General features: G+C 54.3%; 23 protein-coding genes and 1 pseudogene. 3 read left to right on the forward strand and 21 right to left on the reverse strand.

The genetic code is table 11. The features are described 5' to 3' along the window. Positions 1 to 145 precede the first annotated feature (145 nt). The 3 genes from QMO62_RS17790 to QMO62_RS17800 all read right to left on the reverse strand — a co-directional run bounded on the left by QMO62_RS17790 (position 146) and on the right by QMO62_RS17800 (position 1,986). Positions 146 to 562: a c-type cytochrome gene (locus tag QMO62_RS17790; RefSeq protein ID WP_284642944.1), complete on the reverse strand. Its 417-nt coding sequence runs from the start codon at positions 560 to 562 to the stop codon at positions 146 to 148. Between the two features lie 133 nt (positions 563 to 695). After that, the gene (locus QMO62_RS17795) at positions 696 to 1,265 is read right to left on the reverse strand and encodes a TetR/AcrR family transcriptional regulator (RefSeq protein ID WP_284642945.1); all 570 of its coding nucleotides are present in this window, start codon (positions 1,263 to 1,265) and stop codon (positions 696 to 698) included. After that, positions 1,258 to 1,986 carry an MBL fold metallo-hydrolase gene (locus tag QMO62_RS17800; protein WP_284642946.1) on the reverse strand — a complete coding sequence of 243 codons (729 nt, stop codon included), beginning with the start codon at positions 1,984 to 1,986 and terminating at the stop codon, positions 1,258 to 1,260. The genes QMO62_RS17795 and QMO62_RS17800 overlap by 8 nt, the downstream gene beginning before the upstream one ends. An 80-nt stretch (positions 1,987 to 2,066) precedes the next feature. On the opposite strand from QMO62_RS17800, the gene QMO62_RS17805 reads away from it, so the two are divergent. Further along, positions 2,067 to 2,405 (forward strand): YrdB family protein, encoded by a 339-nt coding sequence (locus QMO62_RS17805; RefSeq protein ID WP_284642947.1) that lies wholly within the window; start codon positions 2,067 to 2,069, stop codon positions 2,403 to 2,405. Positions 2,406 to 2,457: 52 nt separating this feature from the next. Here the strand turns inward: QMO62_RS17805 and QMO62_RS17810 are convergent, their stop codons facing one another. The 13 genes from QMO62_RS17810 to QMO62_RS17870 form a co-directional block, all read right to left on the reverse strand. Continuing rightward, positions 2,458 to 2,649 (reverse strand): cold-shock protein, encoded by a 192-nt coding sequence (locus QMO62_RS17810; RefSeq protein WP_284642948.1) that lies wholly within the window; start codon positions 2,647 to 2,649, stop codon positions 2,458 to 2,460. A gap of 106 nt (positions 2,650 to 2,755) precedes the next feature. Continuing rightward, on the reverse strand, positions 2,756 to 2,956 hold the full coding sequence (locus QMO62_RS17815; RefSeq protein ID WP_284642949.1) for a cold-shock protein: 201 nt from the start codon (positions 2,954 to 2,956) through the stop codon (positions 2,756 to 2,758). Between the two features lie 390 nt (positions 2,957 to 3,346). Further along, complete coding sequence (locus QMO62_RS17820; RefSeq protein WP_284642950.1) at positions 3,347 to 4,702, reverse strand: dicarboxylate/amino acid:cation symporter; 1,356 nt, start codon at positions 4,700 to 4,702, stop codon at positions 3,347 to 3,349. Between the two features lie 114 nt (positions 4,703 to 4,816). Continuing rightward, positions 4,817 to 7,135, reverse strand: coding sequence for an ATP-dependent DNA helicase (locus QMO62_RS17825; RefSeq protein ID WP_284642951.1), 2,319 nt, complete (start codon positions 7,133 to 7,135; stop codon positions 4,817 to 4,819). 144 nt (positions 7,136 to 7,279) lie between these two features. Beyond that, complete coding sequence (locus QMO62_RS17830) at positions 7,280 to 8,719, reverse strand: HD-GYP domain-containing protein (protein WP_284642952.1); 1,440 nt, start codon at positions 8,717 to 8,719, stop codon at positions 7,280 to 7,282. A gap of 123 nt (positions 8,720 to 8,842) precedes the next feature. Next, positions 8,843 to 10,135 (reverse strand): hypothetical protein, encoded by a 1,293-nt coding sequence (locus tag QMO62_RS17835; RefSeq protein WP_284642953.1) that lies wholly within the window; start codon positions 10,133 to 10,135, stop codon positions 8,843 to 8,845. A gap of 232 nt (positions 10,136 to 10,367) precedes the next feature. Then, positions 10,368 to 11,693 (reverse strand): ABC transporter substrate-binding protein, encoded by a 1,326-nt coding sequence (locus QMO62_RS17840; RefSeq protein ID WP_284642954.1) that lies wholly within the window; start codon positions 11,691 to 11,693, stop codon positions 10,368 to 10,370. A gap of 35 nt (positions 11,694 to 11,728) precedes the next feature. Continuing rightward, a complete protein-coding gene (locus QMO62_RS17845; RefSeq protein ID WP_284642955.1) occupies positions 11,729 to 12,556 on the reverse strand; it encodes a carbohydrate ABC transporter permease in 828 nt (275 codons plus the stop codon). Positions 12,557 to 12,570: 14 nt separating this feature from the next. Continuing rightward, positions 12,571 to 13,443 carry a carbohydrate ABC transporter permease gene (locus QMO62_RS17850; protein WP_284642956.1) on the reverse strand — a complete coding sequence of 291 codons (873 nt, stop codon included), beginning with the start codon at positions 13,441 to 13,443 and terminating at the stop codon, positions 12,571 to 12,573. Then, on the reverse strand, positions 13,443 to 14,516 hold the full coding sequence (locus QMO62_RS17855) for an ABC transporter ATP-binding protein (protein WP_284642957.1): 1,074 nt from the start codon (positions 14,514 to 14,516) through the stop codon (positions 13,443 to 13,445). Before QMO62_RS17855 ends, QMO62_RS17850 begins: the two co-directional genes overlap by 1 nt. A gap of 15 nt (positions 14,517 to 14,531) precedes the next feature. Next, a complete protein-coding gene (locus QMO62_RS17860; RefSeq protein WP_284642958.1) occupies positions 14,532 to 15,368 on the reverse strand; it encodes a metallophosphoesterase family protein in 837 nt (278 codons plus the stop codon). A gap of 78 nt (positions 15,369 to 15,446) precedes the next feature. After that, positions 15,447 to 16,250, reverse strand: coding sequence for an HAD-IIA family hydrolase (locus QMO62_RS17865; RefSeq protein ID WP_284644972.1), 804 nt, complete (start codon positions 16,248 to 16,250; stop codon positions 15,447 to 15,449). A 156-nt stretch (positions 16,251 to 16,406) separates the two neighbouring features. Then, positions 16,407 to 16,946, reverse strand: coding sequence for a glycerol-3-phosphate responsive antiterminator (locus QMO62_RS17870; RefSeq protein WP_284642959.1), 540 nt, complete (start codon positions 16,944 to 16,946; stop codon positions 16,407 to 16,409). A gap of 465 nt (positions 16,947 to 17,411) precedes the next feature. Here QMO62_RS17870 and QMO62_RS17875 point away from each other — a divergent pair, with 465 nt between their 5' ends. After that, entirely contained in the window at positions 17,412 to 17,591 is a 180-nt protein-coding gene (locus tag QMO62_RS17875) for a hypothetical protein (protein WP_284642960.1), read from the forward strand. 281 nt (positions 17,592 to 17,872) lie between these two features. Here the strand turns inward: QMO62_RS17875 and QMO62_RS17880 are convergent, their stop codons facing one another. The 4 genes from QMO62_RS17880 to QMO62_RS17895 form a co-directional block, all read right to left on the reverse strand. Further along, on the reverse strand, positions 17,873 to 18,826 hold the full coding sequence (locus tag QMO62_RS17880) for an ABC transporter permease (protein ID WP_284642961.1): 954 nt from the start codon (positions 18,824 to 18,826) through the stop codon (positions 17,873 to 17,875). Next, positions 18,810 to 19,892, reverse strand: coding sequence for an ABC transporter permease (locus tag QMO62_RS17885; protein ID WP_284642962.1), 1,083 nt, complete (start codon positions 19,890 to 19,892; stop codon positions 18,810 to 18,812). Before QMO62_RS17885 ends, QMO62_RS17880 begins: the two co-directional genes overlap by 17 nt. Next, complete coding sequence (locus QMO62_RS17890; RefSeq protein WP_284642963.1) at positions 19,889 to 21,415, reverse strand: ABC transporter ATP-binding protein; 1,527 nt, start codon at positions 21,413 to 21,415, stop codon at positions 19,889 to 19,891. The genes QMO62_RS17885 and QMO62_RS17890 overlap by 4 nt, the downstream gene beginning before the upstream one ends. Positions 21,416 to 21,484: 69 nt before the next feature. Further along, the gene (locus QMO62_RS17895; RefSeq protein WP_284642964.1) at positions 21,485 to 22,606 is read right to left on the reverse strand and encodes a BMP family lipoprotein; all 1,122 of its coding nucleotides are present in this window, start codon (positions 22,604 to 22,606) and stop codon (positions 21,485 to 21,487) included. Positions 22,607 to 22,820: 214 nt separating this feature from the next. Between QMO62_RS17895 and QMO62_RS17900 the strand changes: the two are divergent. Next, positions 22,821 to 23,855 (forward strand): annotated as a pseudogene (locus QMO62_RS17900) (potassium channel family protein); the annotation flags it as partial. 265 nt (positions 23,856 to 24,120) lie between these two features. Here the strand turns inward: QMO62_RS17900 and QMO62_RS17905 are convergent. After that, positions 24,121 to 25,077, reverse strand: coding sequence for a carbohydrate kinase family protein (locus tag QMO62_RS17905; protein WP_284642966.1), 957 nt, complete (start codon positions 25,075 to 25,077; stop codon positions 24,121 to 24,123). Positions 25,078 to 25,158 lie beyond the last annotated feature (81 nt).

Here is a 25,158-nt window from a genome sequence, read left to right on the forward strand (position 1 = left end):
ATCACTCCTTGAGCACATAGTTTTACCTATGTACCATGGTTCTCACGGGAGCGGAAAGTTATGTTAGGGAACAACAGGAAATTACCGGTTATAGCAAAAAAGACCCCGATCTAATCGATCGAGGCCATAGTGTTCGTCCGAAAGCTTACTTCTTCGCTGCAAGCCATTCTGCAATGGCGCTGATTTCGTTGTCCTTCAGCTTGTCTTTAAATGCCGTCATGCCCCCGCCGCCATTCGTGATCTTGGTAGCGATCTGATCCTTGCTAAGTCTGGCGCCAACCTTAGTCAAGTTCTTCTTCTCCGCACCCTTGCCGTCAAGAGTGTCGCCGTGGCACGCTATGCAGTTGGCTTTCACTAAAGACTCTGCATTGACTGTTGAAGCTGCCGGTGTTGTGCTTGCAGGCGTTGAGTTCGCAGGCGCTGGATTCTGCTGCCCTGCCGGCTGAGTGGCTGTCGGGGCTGCTGCCGGCTTTTGCTCCTCGGCCTTCGAACCGCAGCCGGATACGGCGAGAGCCGCTACTACTACCGCAGCCAGTGCTGCATACCGCAATGGATGACGCATGAATGATTGCCCCCTTATATTTCTTCTTGGGTGTCTGGCTGTTGACACAGCTTTGACACATATCAATTACATGCTTATCATACTTTGCCGTATGGGCCCTGACAATACAGCATATGGAAACTTAACTAAAACTTTATTTCGCCAGCGAGGCATGCAAACCGCGAATGAACAGGTCCAATAGCTTGCGGAAGCTCTCATCCTTGTTCAGCTCCATCCGGAACCCCTGCTTGAGCTCCAACGACGCATAACCATGCGTCAAGCTGCGCAGTCCCCTCACAATGTGCAATGCCTCTTCCCCTTCCAACTGATAATAGGCCAAGACACGAAGCAGTATCTCTACCACTTCACCCGAGGCCTGCATGATCGCAGGATCCTCGAAGTCCGGAGCCGTCATGGTCGCTTCATACAAGGACGGGTGCTCGCGCACAAAGGCTACGTAAGCGAAGCCCACATCACGTATCGCGTCGTCTCCGGCCTTCCCCATAGCCGCCTTCCCCAGCCGTTGCCCAAGCTGTCGAATGCCGAAAATAGCCAGCCCTTGACGCACACCCGCAAGGCCCTCCACGTGATTATATAAAGAGGGGGTTTTTACCTTCAACTCGGCTGCGATGGAGGCCAGGGTTACATTCTCCAGCCCTTCCGACTCCGCAATACGTGCCGCCGCCCGAATAATCGTTTCCCGGTCCAGACCGGCTCTAGCCACGACGTTCGCCCCCTTTGCTCAAATCTGCTTCCGCTTCTTCAATCGCCTTCTGCATGACAGCAGCAGGATCCAGCACCAGCCGGCCGTGACCGACCGCCAGGCAGCTCGGATTCAGCGCGAGCAGCTTTTTGGCGCTTGCCACTGCCGTACCCCGGTGCCAAGTACCGAACGCCGGAAAAGGAAACAGCGGCTTGAGCGTCCCGGCGACCGCAATGCCGCCGCGAACCTGAAAGGCGTCGCCGGCGATCAAAGCGCGGCTTCGTGTATCCAAGTATGCCATATGTCCCGGCGTATGGCCAGGACAGCCTACAGCCTCCAGCGAGCCCACCCGATCTCCTTCCTGAAGCAGCCGGGTCGGCCGCGCTTTCAAGCTCGCAGGCACACCGCCGCGAATCGGCGCTTGGGCCTCCTCTGCCTCCAGCGACCGATCCCCGGCCATCAGCCGGGCATCCCTCTCCGATATCGCCAGCTCGACCCCCGGAAGCGCCTCCATTAATCGATCCAGCGCTCCTACATGATCGTCATGGGCATGAGTAAGCAAAATGCGGGTAATAGGCTTTCCCATATGTGCGGCTGCTTGCAAAATTCCCTTATGACTGTAAGGCAGTCCGGCATCGATCAGAGTAAGCTCGTTTTCTTCCTCCACCAAATACACATTGACCGGAAACAGCCGCGGCATAAAAGAAACCTGCGACAACTGGCGATATTTCGTAATTTTCATCTTGTCATTCCCCTCTCGATAAACTAATATATACACATAATAAACTAATCATATTAGTTTTGTAAAGGGAGGAATTCATTTTGATTCCGTTACATTATACGAACTTAGCTTTGCGCTTTCTTCTGGAGCTTTGCGCCCTTGCAGCCTTAGGCTATTGGGGTTTTCATACCGGGCAGAGCTCCCTGCTTCGATGGGGACTTGGGCTAGGCTCTCCTTTGGCGGTCGCCGTGCTTTGGGCTATGCTTGGATCGCCGAATGCCGCCTATCCCCTGCATGGGGGACTTCATCTGCTGCTGGAGCTGGCCGTCTTCGGTTCGGGTGCGGTGGCGCTATATTTAGTCGGCCAGCACCGTCTCGCCCTGCTGTATGGAGCCGCGGTCCTCATCAATCGTCTGCTCATGCACCTCTGGGGGCAGTAACGCCAAAAAAGACCGGGTGCATATCGCACCCGGTCCGGCTTAACCCCGAGAATCAGCTCATTCGATTCGTCAACATGGGCAGCATTCTCATATCCTGCACCATGGGGGAGGAGCATATCCTGCAAACCGGTTCTGCCTCAAACGCAAAATTATTTCGCATCCAACCCTTGCAGCTATCTTTCGTACAAGACCAAATTGATGTGTTTTCTTGCGCTACCTCTTCAATAGGCTTTTTACGGTACATTCGTTCGTCCCCCTCTGGTGTTTGTAGTGGCTTCTGAGGCAAAAAAGAAAAACTGCTCCTAACGTTAGGGTTAAGAGCAGTTTATCCGTATCGAACTGTGTTCAGCTTACAGCTTTACAACGTTCTCAGCTTGCGGTCCGCGGTTGCCTTGAACCACATTGAATTGAACGCGTTGGCCTTCGTCCAAAGTCTTGAAGCCATCGCCTTGGATCGCGCTGAAGTGTACGAATACGTCGCTGCCGCCTTCTACCTCGATGAAGCCAAAGCCTTTCTCTGCGTTAAACCATTTCACTGTACCTGTTTGCATGTGTTGAACCTCCAACAATTTTTATTAATATGATCCTTTTTTACAAAAAAAATTCACACATTGAAAAAAGTTCCATTGATGGTAAAATGACACCTTTTTCATTATGTGAATTGGGTTCATATTTATCACTAGAAACATCGTACCACAGGACAGAAAGAAAAGCAAATTTCTGCGAGCGGATTTATTGCCCGGAGAACCCCAGGACTGCAGTATCCGCACAACCGGTACAACATTTACCAAAAACGCTTACATGCACCCTATCATAAGCCATCGTCAGATGCCCGCTCCAGAGGCTGAAGCAGCTTCATCGTACGCGAACAAGGATCAACCAAATGAAAAAAGACGCCCTGCTCCACGGCCTCAATTCACCGCAGAGCAGAGCGATTCTCCTTATGCGCCGGCAAGCTCCAGCTCATCTTCCTCATCCCGATCGAACGAAGCCCGATCAAATTCGCCTTCCGAGTTCGCTACAACCAGCGCGGTTACGGTAGTGCCCGTTGCGTTCACCGCAGTACGGCCCATATCGATCAACGCCTCGACGCCAAGCACCAGGCCCATTCCTTCCAGGGGAAGGCCCATGGCCGTCAGCACGACGGTTGTGGAAATCGCCGCGGGCCCAGGGACACCCGCTACACCGATGGAGGAGATCACACTTACGAGCACCAGCACGATGTAATCGGTAAAATCAAGCGGAATGTTATACACGCGGGCAACGAACACCGCTACGATCGCCGGCCATATGCCGCCGCAGCCGTTGAAGTTCATGGAAGCTCCCAGCGGCGCTACGAAGCTGGCAATTCTCGGCGATACGCGAAGGCGCTTCGTAATAACCTCCAGATTGACAGGAAGCGTTGCATAGCTGCTTCGCGTAGTGAACGCAACCGCTACGGTCGGGTAAGCCTTCTTAAAGAACTTGATCGGATTGACCTTAGCCACGAAGGATACCAGTCCGCCAAACACGAATACAAAATGAAGTATCAATGCAATGTACGAAGCAATAATAACCTTGGCCAGCGGTGTGAGCGTTTCAAGACCGTACCGGGCAGCCATAGCACCAATCAGTGCGTACACACCGTATGGTGTCAAGCGAATCACATACTTGACCACCTGATGAAGCACTTCCGTAGCCGATTTCAGCAGCGTCTTCACCGGCTCCACCGCCTCCGGCTTGCGCGAATTGATATGTACAATCGCGACCGCTACGAAGATGGCGAAGATCAGCACCGGAACCACTTTGCCTCCGGCCATGTCGCCAATCGGATTGGACGGCACCAGATCCAGAATAACCTGAGAGAACGTCGGAATTTCTCTGGCTTTAAAATCCTTTGGCACCGCAGCCTGAATCCCGTTCCCCGGGTCGACGGCCAGCGCGACGAGCAGACCGATAATGGCCGCAACTCCCGTTGTACCCAAAAACCATAAAATCGTCTTCACTCCGAGCTTGCGAAGGTGAGTCATACTTGTTAACGACGAGATACTGTTGATTACCAGTACAAAAACCAACGGCATAACCAGCATTTTGATCAAATTGACATAAATCGTCCCGATCGTGCTGACACTTTTGTATTCCAGCTTAAATGTGTTAAAAGCGATGCCCGCAAGGAGACCAAGCCCCATTGCGATAAAGACACGCGTACCGAAGCTGACGCGCTTCCGGGCAAGCAAAACCAGTATCGCGATGACGGCGATGGAGACCAGCAAGCTGACCCAGTTGGTTTGAAAGGCTGTTAATAAGTTATTCTTCACGGATGTCATTCCTCCCCTTAAAATCCCATGGTGTTACTCGGATTATTGCTAGAGTAAGGCCTCCCTGCCCACTCTGTCAATACATTTTTATGAAATTGTGAAAATTATATGACATTACTTCCCACTGATGACAGAAAGTTCTTTTGCAGGCTTCCATTCCTCCGGCAGCAGCTGCCGGTATTTGGCCTGCAGGAAGCGGTCGTCTACCAGCAGCAGCGTCCCTCTGTCCTCCTCGGTACGAATGAGCCTTCCCCCCGCCTGAAGCACCTTATTCATACCGGGATAGACATAGGCGTAATCAAAGCCGTTTCTTCCCGTCCGGTCAAAATACTCCTTCATAATCTCCCGCTCCAGCCCGACCTGGGGAAGGCCTACGCCGACAACCACCACTCCCGTAAGCCGGTCGCCCGTAAGATCAATGCCTTCGGAGAAGATGCCCCCCATCACGGCAAAGCCGACGGTGGACTGTTCATCGTCCGATTGAAAAGACGCCAGAAACGCTTCCCGCTCCTCCTCGCTCATCCCGCTCTGCTGCACCAATATACGGAGCCGCTGCGGCGCATCCGCCTCCATCCATGTCTCCAGCACCTCTCTCAAGTACTCATAGGAGGGGAAGAATACCAGCACATTTCCCGAATGCTCCTGCAGCAGCTGATGAAGGGCAGCCGCAATGGTCCCTTTTGTCGCAGCCCGGTCCCGATACCGTGTAGACACAGGCAGCAGGCGGACATCCAGCTGCTCCTTGCGAAAGGGCGAAGGGATCGACATTACGTAGTCATCCGCCTCTCCTCCTAACATCTCCCGGAAGTAGGGCAGCGGTGACAGCGTAGCGGAGAAGAACACCTGAGACCGGTAGCCCTTCGTCATCTGCCGCAGCAAGCCGGAAGGATCCAGACACAGCAGCTTCAGACGGACATCGCTTTTGCCGAGCTCCGCATAGGTGACGTAGGCCTCGCTGTAATAGCCGGCGATACGGAGGAAGCTCTGCGCGGCAAAATAAGTGTCGAGCAGCAGCTGCGCCGCCTCGCCTCCGCCTGGCTGCATACCGGCCAGCGTCTTCTCGGCCTCAGCCGCGAAGGTTTCCACGTGAGGAAGCAGCGCTTCCGGGCAAGCCTCCTGCACGACACTGCGCTGATCGGAGGGGTAGCTTTTGCGCAGCGAGAGGAAGAAGTCATTGACGGCCTTCGCCGCTGCAGCCAGTGACGGCAGACTGCGCTTATGCTCGCGGCTCAGCTGCAGGAACGGAGCCTTCGATAGCTCCGCCGAGAACATATCCCGTCCCCGGTCCACTAGGTTATGCGCCTCGTCCACGAGCAGAGCGGTCTCCCGCTTCTGCTCCTCATACTGCCGCTTCAGCGATACCCGAGGATCGAAGATATAGTTATAGTCACAGATGACGGCATCCGCCAAGTAAGCCGTATCGAGCGAGAACTCAAAGGGACACACGCGATGCTTCCTTGCGTACCGCTCGAACACCTCGCGGGTCAGCCGGGTTTCCTGCGTCAACACATCGAGCACCGCCTCATTAATCCGGTCATAGTAGCCGTCGGCGAACTCGCAGTGCTCCTTCCGGCACCGCAGCTCCTCTTGAAAGCAGATCTTCTCCTTCGCCGTAATCGTCGCCGACCAAAGATGCAGACCCTGTGAGCTCATCCGCTCTAAGGCTTCCTCGGCAGCCGTCCGGGTGATCGTCTTGGCGGTCAAATAATAAAACCGCTGCAGCTCGCCCTCCCCGATCGCCTTCACGGCAGGGAACAAGGTCGAGATCGTCTTCCCCGTCCCGGTAGGCGCCTTGGCGAAGAGCCGCTGCCTGTCCGCGATCGATTTATACACCGCCCCCGCCAGCTTCCGCTGTCCCTGCCGGTATGCGTCGAAGGGGAAGCGCAGCTCCCTGCAGCTGCTCCCCCGCTCCTCCGCATGCCGCAGCTGCAGCCTGGCGTAGGGTGCATACCCCGCCGCCAAATGCTGCATGACCGCTTCCAGCTCGGAGAGCGTATACGTCCGCAGATAATGCTTCCGTTCCTGCGTATCCACCTGCACGTAGGTCAGCCTCACCTGCATCCGCTCCAGCCCTTCCTGCCTGGCATGCATAAACGCATAACACTGCGCTTGGGCCCAGTGGACAGGATAGCTGTCCTCCTCGATGAAGTCTAATTCGCCTCTGGTTGATTTAATCTCCTCCACGGTGAGCGCCCCATCCAGCAGAAGCAGTCCATCGCAGCGCCCGTCCATCACGATATGCAGCTCCTCGAAGGAGATGCCCCCTTCCATCGGGACCTCCTTCCGGTCGTGCTCCTCGTAGTCCTGCTGCACCAGCTGATGCGCCTTCGTTCCTTCCTGCAGCGTCGTCAGCGTCCGAAACCCGTCGTCAATGCTTCCGCTGCGATACACATATTCCACTAGGGCACGAACCGACACCTTGACCGTAACCATGATCCGCCTCCGATACAAACATTTGTTCTATTATACCATGAATGCGTTCCGTTGCCAGCTTTCCTTGCTCCGAGAACGGCATTCGGCCCTCTACGCAAAAAACCGTCCTGCCCACCAAAAACGGCGGTAAGCAGAACGGTTCGGTTATGTGGCAAGCTTCAGCTTCGGCTGGTCCTCGGGGAACTGGACCGTAAACGGATATTTGGCCGGATTACGGTCGCATACCCGCTCCCAAGCGGCGACACATTGCCGGCAGAAATGACTGCCTTGATTGGCTGTAATAAACGTCATCGCCTCATCATGCGTCATCGCCTTGCGATACGCGCGATGCGAGGTCAGCGCGTCGTACACATCCGCTACCGCCACGATCCGGGCAAGGAGCGGTATCTGCTCTCCTGCGAGGCGGTCGGGGTAGCCGGTGCCGTCCCATTTTTCATGGTGGTAACGGATGATCTCCAGCTCCTCCTTCATGAAGCCGAGCTCACGGCAAATCTCGTAGCCCTTCATTGGATGCTGCTCGATCACGAGCCGCTCGTCGGGGGTCAACCGGCCGGGCTTGTTCAGGATCGTGTCGGGGATATCGATCTTGCCTACATCGTGGATAATCGTCCCCTGCGCAAGGGCACGCAGCTGATCCGGCGGCAGCCCCAGCTCTTCTCCCAGCTGCAGGGCATACAGCGCTACGCGGAAGTTATGGCCGGCGGTATAAGTGTCCTTCTTCTCCGTTGCGATCATCAAGGCCTTGATGCTCGGGGAGATACAGCTGGTGATCCTCTCTACGGGCTCCGTCGTGAACAAGGCCCGGAAGATGCCGACCAGCGACTGATTCGCCACATACTGGCGGTGTATGCCGACCACCATGCCGATTACGGCCGCCAGCAGCAGGAAGTGATATACCCACCAGCTCAGCATCCATCTCTCTCCCAGTACCATGATCAGCTGGGAATCAATGAGCCAGCCGCAGCTGTACACAATAGCAATCTGCAGCGGAAACCTGGAATATAAATAAGAGCTATAGTAGCGATACAGCGTAAACGCGTTCAGAACTACCGTAAATACCGAGACAAGGTAGTTAAACGGACGGATGGTCAGCGGAATAAAATCCAGGTACGTCGGAACCAGCATGCCGGTTACGCCTATGGCGATCACGATGCTTGTCCATACAGGCAAGAGCCATTTCTCAAAGCGGGATAAGTAACTTACAAGCGGATGGTCCGTAGGCAAAGCGGACAGCCAGAGCCATACGGTTGCAAAAATGATGCTTAGCGGCGCCGCAACCCCGGACAGCATTCCATGATGATGAATAAATCCCGGCGTAGCCATGCCGTGGACCGCAAACAGTCCGCCCAGCGAAACGAAAGCTAAAGATAAGAATGTGACCTTGATATTGCGCAGCCTTCTTCCGGCAATCCCCACTGCCGCTGCGACAGCACCCGCTAAGAGGGCAACCGCGCTGACAATGTAGAAATGCCCCTTAGGCGTATTCATCTGATAGTCGAAGCCGGAGGTTCTTCGCATAAATTCGAACAAAACATATGGCAATACGATAGCCGCCAAAGGGCCGATCAAACTGCGATATCTCATAGCGCAATTCCCCGTTCTTCTATAATTATGACTGTTGGCTGAACCTCTGCTAATATCAGCTCCATCATAACATAAAATTCCAAGGAAGCCTCTAAAAAAATGTCGAATGGCACCGTAAATTTTTTAGGCGGAAACCGCTTTCTTCACTTGTGCGGCCTTTCTTTCCATCCGGCGGTACCACAGGTAAAGCACCAGCAGCTCTAAAGGCGCTACTACGGCTGTGACCAGCCCAGCTATGCCTCCGTTTAAGCCTGGCAGCGTATAGACGCAAACCGCCAGCAGAAGGAGCGAGCAGCTGACCGAGGCGATTTTGCTGGCCATGATCGACTTGGTTTTTCCAATCAGCATGCACTTGCCGGCAATGAAATCAATCCACGGGAACAAGCAGCTCTGCACAGCCAAATATCGCAGCAGCACCTTCACTTCAGCCAGCAGCGGTCCATGCAAGCCGAGCACGCCCTCGAGCAGCCAGCCTCCTGCAGGGGACGAGACGGTTATAAGCAGGCTGGGGGACAACACGGATAGCGCCGTGACGACGATCAGCACGTTTTTTCGCTGCTCCGCATAGAACTGCAGCACGATCTGATGTACGGAAGCGCAGAACCACGCGACCATGTTGGCCAGCTGTATCGCGACCGCATACGCTGCGACCGCTAAGGTCGGATCCTGCGTCATATTCAGGGCCGCCTGAATGGAAGGATTCAGCAGCACCAGGAACAGGGAGGAGTACAGCAGCGGCAGGTAAAAGGGCAGTACCTGAGGAATCCGCGTCACCGCCTCCTCTCGCTTCTCAGGAAGCGCGCGGCGAAGCGACAGTCCTTCGGCAACAGCCACCACGCACTCAATCGCCACGCCGACCACGAAGATCCACGCCCCGATGCGGCCGTCATCCGTCCAGCCAACTTGAATAAAATACCATGACATGGCGAACATCAGGCCGACGCGCACCGCCATACCCACTGTCATCCAGCCGGTGCGCAGCTGGTTGATAATGACCCCCTGAAACAAGCTTCGCAACGCGGTCAGCACATAGAGGAAGGCCAGCACCTGATAAACCTGAACCGTCGGCACCACCAAATGCTCCTTCACGCCGAAAACATAATGAAACAGCATGGCTCCGAGCGGCGTCCATCCGATGACCATGCTGATAGTAAGCAAGATGACTACGACCACTCCCGTCAGTCTCGCCACCGTTCCGAAGGATGTGCGGTCCTTGGCAAATTTGCTGGAGGCCTGACGGACAATATTCATCGGCAGGTCCAGCAGAAACGATAAGCTAAGCGCAACGGCATAGCTGCTGATCGTGATATCCGGATGCGGCGAACGGGCCAGAACACCGTTAATAATGACATGCGTTAGCGCCGCCAGCAGCGCAGAGGTGCCCATCGGCACATAGAAGAAAATGATTCTCAGCATGCGTATCCCTTCCTCGGGCCCAGTCTGGTTGATTGGTTGAAAGCAAATGTCCGGGTCCGCAATCCACTTGATTATACGCCTGCTTACCAAGGATGTTAATAATCATTTGATTTGCTTGTAGGAGGCAGCGGGGGTGGATGCATAGGGATGGCCGTTAGCCTTACATACAAGGAAAAGCCGCTCCCCTCCTATCGAATAGGCTTGGGGCCGCGGCTCTCTTCTGTACTGCGCTTTACTTGTTCAACAGCTTATCCGCCTTCGCACCGGCCTCTGCAATGGCCTTCTCCGCCGTTACCGACGGGTCTACTACCGACAAGGCGATCTGGTCTTTGATAATCTTGGCGATCTCCGGATACACCTTCAGCATCGGACGCGGTCTGGCATATTCCAGCTGGTCGACCGCCACCTTGAAGAGCGGCTTCTCCGCGTACAGTTTCTTCATCTCGTCGCTGTTCACGGCGCTGACCCGGCTCGGGAGATACCCTGTGAAGGAGCTGGCATAGATCGTTTGCTCCTTCGCCGTCATCCACTTGATGAACTTCCAAGCGGCATCCTGCTTCTCTTTGGACAGCTTCGCCGACATGACCAGATTACAGCCGCCCGTAGGCACGCCGTAGCTCTTATTGGCCGGCATGAAGCTTGTGCCCAGCTCGAAGCCCGCATCCTTGGCAACCTGCATTTGCTTCGTCAAGTCCGCCGTCGAGGAGAACAGCATTCCGGAACGCTGGTTTTGGAAGTCCAGCTTCGCCAGGTTGCCTGCATCGTCCGTCGTAGGAACCTTCATGATGCCCTCATTCTTCATCTTGAGAATCATTCTTACCGGCTCGAGACCCGCCTCGGAGTTGAACTCCGCCTTTTTGCCGTCCTCGCTGATCATTTTCCCGCCGCTTTGGGCCACGAAGGCTTCATAGTACCAGATGTCCGGCGGCATCGTAATTCCCACACGCTTCCCGTCCACCGTCAGCTTGCGCGCGAACTCCTCGAATTCCTTCCAGTTCTTCGGTCCGTTCGGATCCAGCCCCGCTTCCTTCAGCATCGTGCGATTGAAGTACAGGATTGGCGTGCTTCGCAAATACGGCAGTCCGTACAGCTTGCCGTCCACATAGGAGTTCCCCATTAAGCCCGGGATAAAATCGTTCATATCCATGTTGTCCCGCTTCACGAACGGCAGCAAATCCTCTGTCATCCCAGCCTTGGCGAAGACGCCGATCGAGGCGATCTCATTTTGCCAAACCTCCGGTGCATTGCCTGCGGCAAAGGCGGCCTGCGCCTTGGAGTGCTGCTCGTCGTAGTTGCCCTGGTAGTGTGCCTTCACCACAATCTCACTTTGCGATTCGTTGAACATTTTGACCAGGTTTTCGTTGTTCTCACCGATCTTGTCGCCCCAGGAGTACCAATAGTTGATCTCGATCTTCTGCTTCGCCGCACCTGTCGTGCCGCCCTGGGATGAAGATGACGCGGGAGCGGCCCCGTTCGTCGCTTGAGTGCCTCCTCCGGCGCATGCCGTCATTGAAATGGCAAGGGATGCTGCTGCAACTGCTTTTACTACTGTTTTCATTGAGAAAGTCCTCCACTCGGTTATTGTATTTGCTGTTACTTCACGCCTGTATACACGAAAGCCTTAATGATCTGCCGCTGTGCCAGGAAGAACACCACAAGAATCGGAAGCACCAGAATCATGTTGCCGGCCATCAGAATGTGCCAAGCGGTGCCTCCGTCCACCTCGCGGATTTTGGAAATGCCGATGGGCAGCGTCCGGGCCGCATCCGTGGTCGTCATGACCAGCGGCCAGAAATAATCGTTCCAATGCGCGATGAAGCTGAACAATGCGAAGGTCACCAGCGTCGGCCGGGCCATCGGAAGCATGATCTTCCAGATGATTTTCCATTCGGTGGCATCATCCAGCCTTGCCGCCTCCAGAAGCTCCTCCTGCACCTGCAGGAACGATTGCCTTAGCAGGAAAATGCCGAAGGCGCTGGAGGAAAAAGGGAGAATGAGCGCCCATAGCGTATTCAGCAGCCCCCACTTGCTCATCAGCAGGTACACCGGCAGAAAGATGAGCTGGCTCGGAATCATCAGGGTGATCATTGTGATGCCGAAGAGCACACGGTCCCCCTTGAAGCGGTACCTCGCGAAGGCATACGAAGCGAAAACAATCGTGCCGAACTGCAGAATCAGAATGCCGATAGAGACAAGCACGCTGTTGAAGAAATAGGAAAGAAAAGGCCCCGAATTCCAGGCAATGGCGAAATTTTCCCAGTGAAACGTTGCGGGAATCCATTTGGGCGGAAAAATGACAGTCTCACTGAAGGACTTGACGGAGGTCGTGATCATCCAGACAAAAGGGATCGCGAACACCGCTACAAGCAGCAGCAGCCCGAGTACATTCAAGGACTTGATTAAAGGTCTGGCGATTGGCATGCTCTCGGGGCCTCCTAACGGTAATGAACTTTACGGCTCAGCAGCTTGAAGTAGACAAGCGTCAGCAGCCCCACGACGACGAGCAGGATGACGCCTGCGGCGGAGGCATAGCCGATTTTGAAGAAGCGGAAGCCGTACTGGTAAATGTAATACACCAGCGTATTGGTCGAATTGACCGGACCGCCCTGCGTCATGATCGCGATCGTCTCGAACACCTGGAACGAGCCGATCATATTGATGATCACCAGAAAGAACAGTGTCGGCGACAGCATCGGCAGGGTGATCTTATAGAAGGTGCGCAGCGGGCCTGACTCGTCGAGCGCGGCCGCTTCGTACATATCCTTCGGGATGCTCTGCAGCCCCGCGATGAACACCAGCGTGTTGAAGCCGACGCCCTTCCATACGGCTACGATCACTAGCGAAAGCAGCGAGCTGCTCGGATGGCTCAACCACTCCAGCTTCGGCAGGCCGACTACCTCCAGCAGCCAGTTGAGCAGACCGAACTGCGGGTCCATCAGCCACATCCAGACGAGCGACACGGAGACGAGCGAAATGATATGCGGGCTGAAGATCGCTCCCTGAACGATGCCGTAGAAAAGCCCCTTGCGGTTCAGCCATAACGCCAGGAACAGCGAAAGGATCGTCGTCAGCGATACGGTGAGAAGGGTATAGTTGAGCGAGTTGTTCAGCACCTGCCGGAACTGCTTCGTCTCGAACAGCTCCACGAAATTATCAAAGCCCACGAAGTCCTTCTCGGGACTGACGAAATCCCAAGAGTGCAGACTCAGGTAAATCATGTAGAAGATCGGGTAAATAAAGAAGATGGAGAAAATGATGATAGACGGCGCTACCATGGCATAAGGACGAAGCCGGTTCCACAGAAGCATTAGACCAAGCCTCCCGCGAGCAGCCTTGGCTCCTCCACCAACTCCACGCTCCGGCTTCGCTGTCCGTTCTCGTAGAAGTAGTAAAGATCTTCATACGCAACGGATACGAGGACCTCCGCGGCTGACTCCAGCGGCTTCAGGAAGGTCTTCACATAGAAGGTTCCCGCCTTGGATTCGAGCTGATAGATGATCTCCGCCCCCAGCGTCTCTCTGGTGACGATACGTGCCGGAATCTGCAGCTCGCCTTCCCGGTATTCCGAGGCGAAGGTTGCCTTCTCCGGACGGAAGCCGACGAACATGCGCTCCCGGACGCCCCGGAGCCGCAGGTCCGTCAGATCCGTGCTGGAGAGCAGATTCATCGGAGGCGATCCGATAAACTGCGCCGTGAAGCGGTTCGCCGGATCCTCGTAGATGTTCATCGGACGATCCGCCTGCTGCACCTGCCCCCGGTCCATAATGACGATGCAGTCTCCCATCGACATGGCTTCGACTTGATCGTGCGTCACATAGACGAATGTGGCCCCGAGCCGCTTATGCAGCTGGATCAGCTCCGTCCTCATCTGGTTCCTGAGCTTGGCGTCCAGATTGGAGAGCGGCTCATCCATCAAGAACACAGCGGGACTTTTCACCATCGCTCTGGCCAAGGCTACACGCTGACGCTGCCCTCCGGATAACGATTGCGGCTTCTTGTGGAGGTACTCCGTCAAACCGACGATCTCCGTAATATCCTTGATGAGACGCTCCCTTTCCGGCTTCGGCACCTTACGGTTCACCAAACCGAACTCAATGTTCTCCTTCACGGTCATCATCGGGTAGAGCGCATAATTCTGGAATACCATGGCGACGTTACGCTTGCCCGGCTCCACCTGATTGACACAGCGGTCTCCGATCCAGATTTCGCCGCCCGTCTGCTTCTCGAGCCCTGCAATCATCCGAAGCGTCGTCGATTTCCCGCAGCCGGAAGGTCCGACCAGCACCGTGAACGAGCCATCCTCGATGGTCAGGTTCAAATCCTTTACTACACTTTCTTGCCCAAAGCTCTTCTCAATGTGTTTCAGCACGATTTGCGCCAAGGAAGCTCCCTCCTGTTATTTCACGGATTCAAGCAGGTTGATCTGTAAGCGCCAATCGGTCTCGACGCCGAGGAAATCCTCGGAAGGCGTGAAGCCCTTCATATTTCTGTGAAAGCGGGCAATCTGCTCCGCCAGCTCCGGATGGCCGATCGGCACCATCTCCACGGACACGTGTCCGTTCTCGACATGGACCGTACGATAAGCAGGGTAGTCCAGACAGGCCGCGGTCATGATATAATGCCAGCCCTCCTGGCGAACGATCGAATTGGCATGGTTGTGCCCGCAGAAGTAGAAGCCGGGGCCTTTTTTCTTATGCAGCACGGCCTTCATATCAATGCTCGGATGGATCGACAGCTTATCCATGGTTGAGCGCGTGGTTGTTCCGTACACCGGATGATGGGCGAATACCAAAGTCGGCTTCTCGCCGGACTTCACCAGCTGCTCCTCCAGCCATTCCAGCTGATCCAGGTCCATCTCGCCGCCCCAGCATTCCTTATTCATTTCCTTGGTAGAATCAAGAAAGATAAGCACGGCCTCTTCCGTCTCAATGGCCCGGCAGCGCTCTTGTCCGGTGATAGCGAGGATGTCGGCCTTCGGTATGGAGTACGTATCATGATTGCCGAGCACATGGATGAAATGACGCTCACTGCGGTTCATTCTGCCGAACACATATTCGAACTCCTCCGGCAAGCCCTCGTGTGTCAGATCGCCTAAGGAGATGTGATAATCCCCCTCCATGTCAAGAAACCGGTCCAGCAGCTCCGCATATACGCGGTCTCTTGCCGCCTTCATCTCTTCTGTTCCATTCTCCATTGATGAAAAATGAAAATCTCCCATGAGCACCAAACGCATGACCCATCGCCTCCGTTATTTTTTTGGAATTTGGTTACGATTGTCTGTCCTGCACGATGTACGATCTACAGCCTTCCGTTAAAGGTTGCCGTGCATCACCTGCTTTCCCGGCCCGATCAGCTCGCCCAACGTCTTCAGCACATAATCGGGTGTAATTTGAAATGCTGCTATATCTGCCTGAGTGGCAATGCCGGTGAGAACAAGGGCCGTCTTCATGCCGCTGTTTCGACCGAGGAGTATGTCTGTTTCGAGCCTGTCTCCAATCATGAGGCAGCGCTCTGCGGGGATACCCAGCTGCTGTAAGGCCTTGTGCGCCATATAGGGGTTGGGCTTGCCGATAACCGTTACCATTTCGGCCTGGCTTGCCGTCTCCAGCGCCTTCAACAAGGCCCCCGTATCGGGAATCAGATCATCTATCACCGGGCAGCACGGGTCGGGATTCGCCGCCATCAGCTTGGCGCCGTGCCGAACGGCCTTCATTCCCTGATGAAGCTTCTCATAGGTGAAAGCGCGGTCCATCCCTACCAGGACATGGGTTGCGAGCAGGGGATCCTGCGTCATACCAATGCCGGCTTCACGCAATTCGGTGCCCATCGCCGATTCGGCTATCAGCAGCACCTTGGCATCAGGGGCGCTCTCCTTCAAGTATTGCCCTGCGGCATACGCAGCGGACATGATTTCATGGATCTCGCACGCAATACCCAGCGCTTCCAGACGCCGCTTGCAATCCTGCCTTGTCCAGATCGACGTATTGGTAAGGAACATCACACCCTTGCTCCGCCTGCGCAGCTCCGACAGCACCAGCCGTACATCCGGAAGCAGTCGACCCTCCAGGTAAATGGTTCCGTCTAAGTCGAAGCAGTACCCGTCATAAGCTGTCATCTCCACCTTGTCTTCTCCCCACCATCGATATTTGGCAACAAAAAAACCAGCAGCAGAAAAATCACCCTCGACGAAGATAAGGTATGTTGATTTTACTGACCGCTGGGTTTTCTCATCGGCTCCACCCGGAGGCTGTAAGTATGCAGTTGAATCGGTTTACCAAAACCGGCTGTCCCCAATCGAAACGAAATCGGCGCCGCTCTTCACAGCCAGCCGGATTTCCTCCTCGTGACGGATCAGCCCGCCCACGATTAAAGGCTGCTTGATCCGTTCCTTCACATCCCGGATCACCCGCGGCATCAGTCCCGGCATGAGCTCAACCTCGTCGGGGCCGCTTGCCTTCACCATACGAATGGCGGTTTCCACCGCTGCGGAATCGATGGCGAAAATTCGCTGGATGCTGCAGATCCCGACCTGCTTTGCCGCAGCGACCGCGTTGCTCTTTGTCGTGACGATGCCGTCAGCCTTGAACACTTCTGCCAAGTATTGTATGGAAGAAGCGTCCCGTCCAAGCCCGTTCACCATCTCGATGTGAACGAACGCCTTCTTCCCTGCTTCGTGCAGCTGAGCGATAATTTGCTTTAGATTCGTAATGTTCCCTGTCATAAGATTCACCCGCTCCACCTTGCTGGCCAATGCTTTAGCGACTTGGTCGGGCTCGGTAATGGACGCGATGATAGGATATGCTGCGGTCATGGCTACGTCCTCTTTTCCGGTGTTCTAGGAATCCTTTGTACTTGCGGTACTAGTCATAGAGTAGAGGATAAATATTTTCGCAGTATCAACCACATGTTAAATTCCTATTAAGGTGGAAAGCTGGAAAGAAGCTTGCAGCTTCTGTCGAATCAATTAACATTTTATTAGGATTTTTGTCGTAAATAGTCGAACTGGAAACAGCAAACCGAACCCGCCTACAAGAGATATTTATAACAAATAGTTAAATCAGATCGCTTCATTATATACCCATAAATTGAAATCGACCGCTGATTTATTCTAATACATAGCAAATACATTTTTATTTTTCTGCACAACACTAAAGAACCAAAAGATAAATAAATATGACCCCTCATATTACAAAAATCGCCTCATACGAAAAAGACCCCTATTATCATTCCGTTGGATTCCGCACAACGATTGGTTCAGAGGGGAAACGCCCCATAGATGATGAAGAAGCTGCGGAGGCTGCCAACGGAGGTGGTGGAACGTAAAGAGAACGTGGATCAAAATTTCCCGGGGTCCGAGCCAAGATCTACTGAGGGAAAGAGTCGGGGGCAGGGATGGAGGATCATGGGGCAGCGCGTATTGGACAATCGATTCAGAGCTCGGCCGAAGGGTGACTAAGAAAAAGGGAAGAGTTTTCTGAGGGAGAAAGGCGACTGAGACCGAAAAACGCCAGTGAATGAAAAAAAATGAACATGAACTAGAGTAAAAAGAGGGAGAGGCCTGACAACTATTTACAGAATGGGGTGCACAAATCTCACAGAAGGTGGAGAGCAAGACGAACCGTTGTTAGTTGTTACGAGTGCCTGCTGAGAAGGGATGTCGACTAATACATAAGAGGACGGTCCGATTGCCGATGTCCGGACAAAAAATAGGCACCCTTTCGGGTGCCGAATCCAGCGTTACCTTTTGCCTGAATCGAACGGTTCTCCCGCCGCCTTCGGGGCATTGGAGGACTTGGAGAACAGGACGAGCGCCAACAGCGTTACCACGTACGGAAATACCTTCAGCAGCACCGGAGGAATAACGGCAAGCGAAGGGATGACCTGCGATACGTTCGCAATGGTGCTGGCGAAGCCGAAGAACAGAGTCGCGGCCAGCACGCCAAGCGGCTTCCATTGGCCAAAGATGAGTGAGGCCAAGGCAAGGAAGCCGAGTCCTGCCACGTTCCCGGTAAACTCCCCGGCATACGTCACCAGAATGATGGCGCCCCCTAATCCGGAGAACGCGCCGGAGATCATGACACCGACATACCGCATCGACTTCACGCGGATCCCGGCCGCCTCTGCCGCATGAGGATGCTCCCCGCAGGCCCGAAGACGAAGCCCAAAGGGCGTCTTGTACAGCACGAAGGCGCTGGCCGCTACGATGAGGAGCACGAGCCACGTGGTCGGATACGTCTTGGAGAAAACCAAATCCCCGATTACAGGAATGGCCGATAATCCCGGCACATCACCGGGGATGAAGCCTGTCGTGATCCGGATGTTGCCGCTTCCCGTCATGTTGCGGGCGAGGAACACCGTCAAGGCGCCGGCAATCAGGTTGATCGCCGTACCGCTGATGATCTGATTTGCGCTCAGATTAATGCTTGCGAACGCGTGCAGCAGGGAGAACAAAATGCCGATCACCATCGCAGCCAGCAGACCGACCCACAGTACCCACCAGGCTTCAGGCCAGATGGCCTGCAATTTGAATATCACAAAGGCTGACATGAACGAACCGACGATCATAAGACCGTCCAAGCCGATATTTACAACCCCGCTCCGTTCGCTGAACAAAGCTCCCAAAGCCGTGATCAGCAGCGGGATGGTGAATACGATCGCATAAGGAAAAATTTGCTCAAGAGTGGCCCACATGCTTCGACTCCCCCTTCCCAGCGCTGACCGCCGTGTGTTTACGCTGCTTCCATTTCTGATACAGCCGCTCGATCAAAATACTCGTTGCCGCAAAATAAATAATAATCGCAATAATCGAATCCGCAATCTCCGGCGGAATTTCCGTCATAGCGTTCATAAAGCCCCGGCCCGAGTACAGCAGACCGAAGAAGACGGCCGCTCCGAGCACCCCCAGCGGTGTATTCGCGCCCAGGAGAGCTACCGCAATGCCATCAAAGCCCTGCGACGGCAAAATCCCGATCTGAATGCTCGACGCATTCCCGACGTACTGCGCCACTCCCCCAAGGCCGGCCAGCCCGCCCGACAAGATCATCGACAGCACGATGCTTCGCTTTACGGCGATCCCGGCGTACTCCGCCGCATGGCGGTTGAAGCCCACTGCCTTCAGCTCGTAGCCAAGCGTCGTTTTGTTGATGATAAAGGCAACCGCTACGACCGCTACCACGGCGATGAGAATGCCCCAGTTGATATACGAGCCGTCAAACAGATCGCTCAGCATCGGCTCGCGAAGCGTTGCCGCATCCGGCAGCTTCTTCGATTCCGTTTCCAGGTAATCTCCCTTAAAGTACCCCGGTACAGCGTAATACACTGTCCAGTAGGCAATCCAGTTCATCATGATCGTAGACACGACCTCATGTACATTGAACCTGGCCTTCAGAATGCCGGGCAGAACCGCCCACAGAGCGCCTCCCAGAAACCCGGCGAGAATCATCACGAGAAGGAGCAGCGCCCGCGGCAGATCTGCAGTCAGCCCTACCGCCGTAGCGCAGAAGCCGCCGAACAGCATTTGGCCTGCTACCCCGATATTGAAGAGGCCCGTTCGAAAGGCAAAAGCCACGGACAAGCCGGTTAAAATGAGCGGCGTAGCGGTTGCCAGTGTATTGCCGATCCGCTCCGGATTCTTCAAGCCCCCCTCAACAAGAAACTTGTAGCCGAGGAAAGGATTATGCCCCGTGACGGCCATCAGCAAAGCGCCCGCCAGGAGGCCCATCAGAACGGCCAGCAGTGATTTGACAGTGGTGTTCATGCGATTCCCTCCTCCTTCGCATAGCCGGCGATCAGAAGACCAAGCTCTTGCTCGTCTGTTTTGGCTGCTTCGACGACTCCGACAATCTCGCCGTTATTCATGACCGCGATGCGATCCGAAAGATTCAGTACCTCATCGAGCTCCAGCGAGACAAGCAGTACCGCCTTGCCTTTGTCGCGATGCTCAATCAGCCGCTTGTGAATGTATTCAATGGAGCCGACATCCAACCCGCGTGTAGGCTGAACCGCGATCAGCAGATCCGGGTCGAGCTCCATCTCCCGCCCGATAATCGCTTTCTGCTGGTTGCCCCCGGACAGCGACCGGACCTCCGAAACGGCCCCGGTCCCGGAGCGGACGTCGAAGCTGCGGATAATTCGCTCTGCGTGCTCGCGGATCGCCCTCCAGTTCAAGAGGCCCCTCTTCGCATAAGGCTCCTGATGATATACTTCCAGAATCATGTTCTCCTCCAGCGTATAGTCCAAGACGAGTCCCCGCTTCTGCCGGTCCTCCGGAATATGCCCGATGCCTCCTGCGATCCGCTCTCGGATGGTCAGCCCCGTAATGTCCCTGCCGTTCAGCTTGACGCTGCCCGACTCCGCCCGCCGAAGCCCCGTAATCGCTTCGATCAGCTCCGTTTGTCCGTTGCCGTCGACCCCGGCGATGCCCACGATTTCCCCGGCGCGCACCTCAAGCGATACCCCCTTGAGTGCCTGCACCTTCTTGTTATTGTTCACGACAAGCGTCTCCACCTGCAGTACGGAACGAGTGGGAACGCTCTCTTTTTTCTGTACCTTGAAGGTGACCTCGCGGCCGACCATCATCTCCGCCATCTTCGCCTGATCGGTTCCCGTTACATCCACCGTTCCGATCGTCCGGCCGCGGCGGATGACCGTGCATCGATCCGCAACCGCCTTAATTTCCTTTAGCTTATGCGTAATGAGAATGATCGATTTGCCCTCGGCAATCAGTCCCATCATAATCTCCTGCAGATCCTCAATTTCCTGAGGAGTCAGCACCGCTGTCGGCTCGTCGAAGATGAGCACCTCCGCATCGCGGTACAGCATCTTAAGAATTTCCACGCGCTGCTGCATACCTACCGATATATCTTCAATCTTTGCATAGGGATCCACATTCAGTCCATACCGCTTGGATAACTCCTCGATCCGTTTAGCTGCCGTTCGCACATCCAGCATCACACCTTTACGTGTTTCCATTCCTAGGACGATATTCTCCGCCACCGTGAAATTTTCCACCAGCTTGAAATGCTGATGCACCATCCCGATCCCGAGCTCCCCCGCCACGTTCGGATTGGCAATACGTACCTCCTTGCCTCGCACGCGAATCATGCCCCGATCCGGCTGATACATCCCGAACAGAATGCTCATCAGCGTTGACTTGCCCGCTCCGTTCTCACCCAGCAGGGCATGAATTTCTCCTTGACGCAGGCAAAGCGTAATGTCGTCGTTAGCCACGATACCGGGAAACTCTTTGCGAATCTCCAGCATTTCGATCACATACTCCATCCTGTCACTCCTCCCTATTACATAAAAAAAGACGGAAACCGTTCGTTCCGTCTCTTTTGTACGTTCTGCTTACTTAATCAAGGAGCCTTGCTCTGCAGCAACCTTAATCTCGCCGGATTTCAGCTTATTGAAGGTTTCGGCAACCTTCTTCACTGTTTCCTCGCTCAGATTCGGGTTCTTGTCAGGAATACCTACTCCATTGTTCTTAGCGTCAAAAGTCAGCGTCTTGCCGCCCGGGAATTTCCCTTCGGTTTCCGCTTTAATCATGTCGTATGCAGCTTGGTCGATTTTCTTCATAGCGGAGGTCAGAATAACGGACTTCTCGCCTTGGTATACGCCGTCCTTGTACTGATCCACGTCAACGCCTACGATCCAGGCCGTTTTGCCTGCGGTTGTGCGGGCTTTCGCCTCGTTGATGGCGCCTACGCCTACGCCGCCGGCCGCTGCGAAGATCACGTTGACACCACGGTCGAACATTTGGGCAGCCAATTGTCCGCCGGCCGCTACGTTGTCAAAGGACCCTTGATACACCACGTTCTCAGATTTCATCGTTACCTTCGTGCCCAGCTTCTCATTGGCATAGTTCACGCCCTGCTGGAAGCCCCAGTTGAACTTCTGTACCGGAGGAATGCTCATGCCGCCGATGAAGCCCGCTTGGCCTTCCTTCAGCTGAACCGCTGCAGCGACTCCCGCCAGGAAGCCGGACTCATGCTCTGCAAAGAAAATGGAAACCGTGTTCTCTTTCACGACCGCTTTGGAATCCCCGTTGTGCGGAGCTCCGTCAATCAGAACGAACTTTGCATCCTTGTACTTGTCCTGGGATTTAAAAATCGCCGTTTCAAACTTGAAGCCCGGTGTCACGATGAACTTAAAGCCCGCATCGTACAGGTTGCCGATTTCCTTCGTGTAGTCCGCCTCCGTCGTACCGGCTGGCTTCAAATATTTGCTTTCCAGCTTCAGCTCCGTGCTGGCTTTCTTAACGCCTTCCCAAGTGCCTTGGTTAAACGATTTGTCATCGATCGTACCGGCATCGGTAACCATACCCACCTTAAACTTCGCTGCCGAGGAAGCGGCGCCGCCTGAACCTGTTCCCGTTCCTGTAGCCGCAGGCTTGTCAGGCGTGCTTCCACATCCCGCCAGCAAGGCAATAGACAAAGCAATGCTGGTTAGTACCGTGAAACCCTTTTTCATGAAAAAATGCCCCCTATGTAATTAGTTAATGGTAAATAATATAGTGCTATATTCACTATATTAGGAAATGGGTCCTTTTTCAACAATTCTGTAATGTAAATTTACATGACACTTCTGTGAAGCTGCTAAGGAAGTTATACGCTTCCATAATTTCACTTTGACTGTGCTATAATGGTAGGCAACATTCCACCTTTCCAGTGCCAAGGGGGCGACGACATTGCTGTTCTTTATTAAATTCTTTCTGCAGATCGTACGGATGAACAACCGATTTATCTTTACCTTGGCCGCGGTTTTCATTGCCTGCAGCTCCCTAGCCGCCTACCTCTTGGAACCGGACAATTTCGGCAGCTGGTTCAATGGCCTCTGGTGGGTAATGACTACGGTAACGACTGTCGGCTATGGCGATTTCGCTCCCAAAACCGTGCTTGGCAAAGTCCTCGGCATGCTGATTTATATCTTCGGCATCGGACTCATCTCGGTAACCATTAGCAAATTTATTGATGCATTGTTTCTTTATCAAAGGAAAAAGGAGGAGGGAAAGTTGCGCTATACCGGAGAGAATCATTTCGTCATGATCGATTGGAGCAAGCATGCGGAACACGCTATTAAGGAGATTCTTCGCACAGACCCTGCCGCGGAGATCGTGTTGATCGATACACTCGAGAAATCCCCGATCGAGCACGAAAAGGTGCACTACATTCAAGGAAATCCTGTGAAGGAAGAAACACTGCAGATGGCCAACCTCGGTAAAGCCCGGGCTGTGTTCATCTTCTCGATGAATATAACGGTGAACCAGCACGTCCTGCAGGACACCTCCTTCATCGACGGCAAGGCTTTATTGATCGCAACGACGATCGAACGATGCTTCAAGCATGTCTATACTGTGGTAGAGATTCAAAACAAGGACCATCTGCCGAATTTTGAGCATATCCAGATAGACGATTTTATTTTTGCCGGTGAGACAATCTCACAGCTCGCCGTCCGGTCAGCCTTCAGTCCGGGGACCTCTAGACTCTTTTCTCAGCTGTTAACGCGTAACGACGGGGATGATCTTTACGAAATTCCTTATGACAAACGCTGGATTACCTTCCGTGATGCCTTTGAAGATCTCCTTAGCCAGGGGGCAACGCTGGTCTCCGACGGCTCCGATCTGAACATTAATCGAAGACTGCAGGAAAGGATGCCTCCTGACGCACGGTTGTTCGTCATCTGTGACAAGGAAACGTATCTCCGGCTGACCGGCAAGTGAAAAAACAGAAGAAAATAACCGGCCAGTGGCCGGTTATCTTCAATTCTTTGTGGCGCAGCATTTTTCTGCAGAAATGCAACTTTATTCTTGATTCCTCATTAAAACTGAACGGATTTCTGCGAATATACAGCTTTTCGAGACCAATTGCCCATTTTCAGCCATTGTACGATCTGAAAGATGCGTTTTATCACAAATCCTATTCTCAACCTGGTTTGGGGTCGTAAATTGCTGCACTTTCGCAGCTTTCACCATTTCCCCTTCCTGCTCAGCCCTTCACAAGCAGCTGCTGGAACACCTCGTCATGCTGCATCTTCTCGCGCAGGTCCGGGCAGTTGTTCTCCTTCGACTCGATCGTCCAGCCTGCCACCTTCGTGCCGCATACAACCGCCTGGCTCAGCGGCAAGCCGCGCACCAAACCCATCACCGTGCCGGAGAAATACGCATCTCCCGCCCCGCTGCTGTCCACAAGCCGTACCGGGAAGACCGGCTGATAGCCCGACTGCTGGGTCCGCGGATCATAATAGATCGAGCCCTCGGCCCCCAACGTGATGACCATGGATTGCAGCCCGTTCGCATCCACGTACTTCACCATCGCTTCGATCTTTGCTTGAATATCCATGCTTCCGAGCTCGCTGCTGACCAGCTTCTCCGCCTCGACGTCGTTGCAGATGAAGCATTCCAGCGCCTGCAGCAGGTCCGGATGCTTCAGCACCACATCCAGGTTGCCCGGGATGCCGTACACCGGCTTCTTCCACTGCTTCGCTTCCTCCAGCAAGCGCCGCGAGATTTGCTCATTCAGGTCAACCTCCAGCACCAGATGCGACGAGCTCTTCACGATTTCCTCGCTGCGCTGCAGCACGAGGTTCTGCATAGTCGTCAGATTCGGCATCTGCGAGATGGAGCCCATCAGATCCCCCTTCTCGTTCAGCACGGCCAGCCACATGCCCATGCCTTCCTTCGGCGTGCGAAGCAGAAATTGCGTCGATACCCCTGCGCTCGTAAGGCGCTTCTGGATTTCCTCTCCCAGGCCCGAATCATCCACCGTCGATACAAATGCAGCCGGCAGCTGCAAATTGGCCAAATTCTCGACCACATTGCGGCCTACGCCGCCATGAACGAACTGAACGCTGCCCAAATTGCGGCCCAGCGCATTATAATTTTCATTTGCGAAACCTTTGCAATCGACGAAAATCGTCCCGATCACCGTAACAAGGCTTGTCATCGTAAGGTTGCTCCTTAATCCGTAAATAATTTCAAACGCTAAAAATTATTATACATGGATTCCCGCTCTGCGTACACGTGA

The sequence above is a fragment of the Paenibacillus silviterrae genome (genome assembly GCF_030167925.1).
Classification (GTDB): Bacteria; Bacillota; Bacilli; order Paenibacillales; family NBRC-103111; genus Paenibacillus_G; species Paenibacillus_G silviterrae.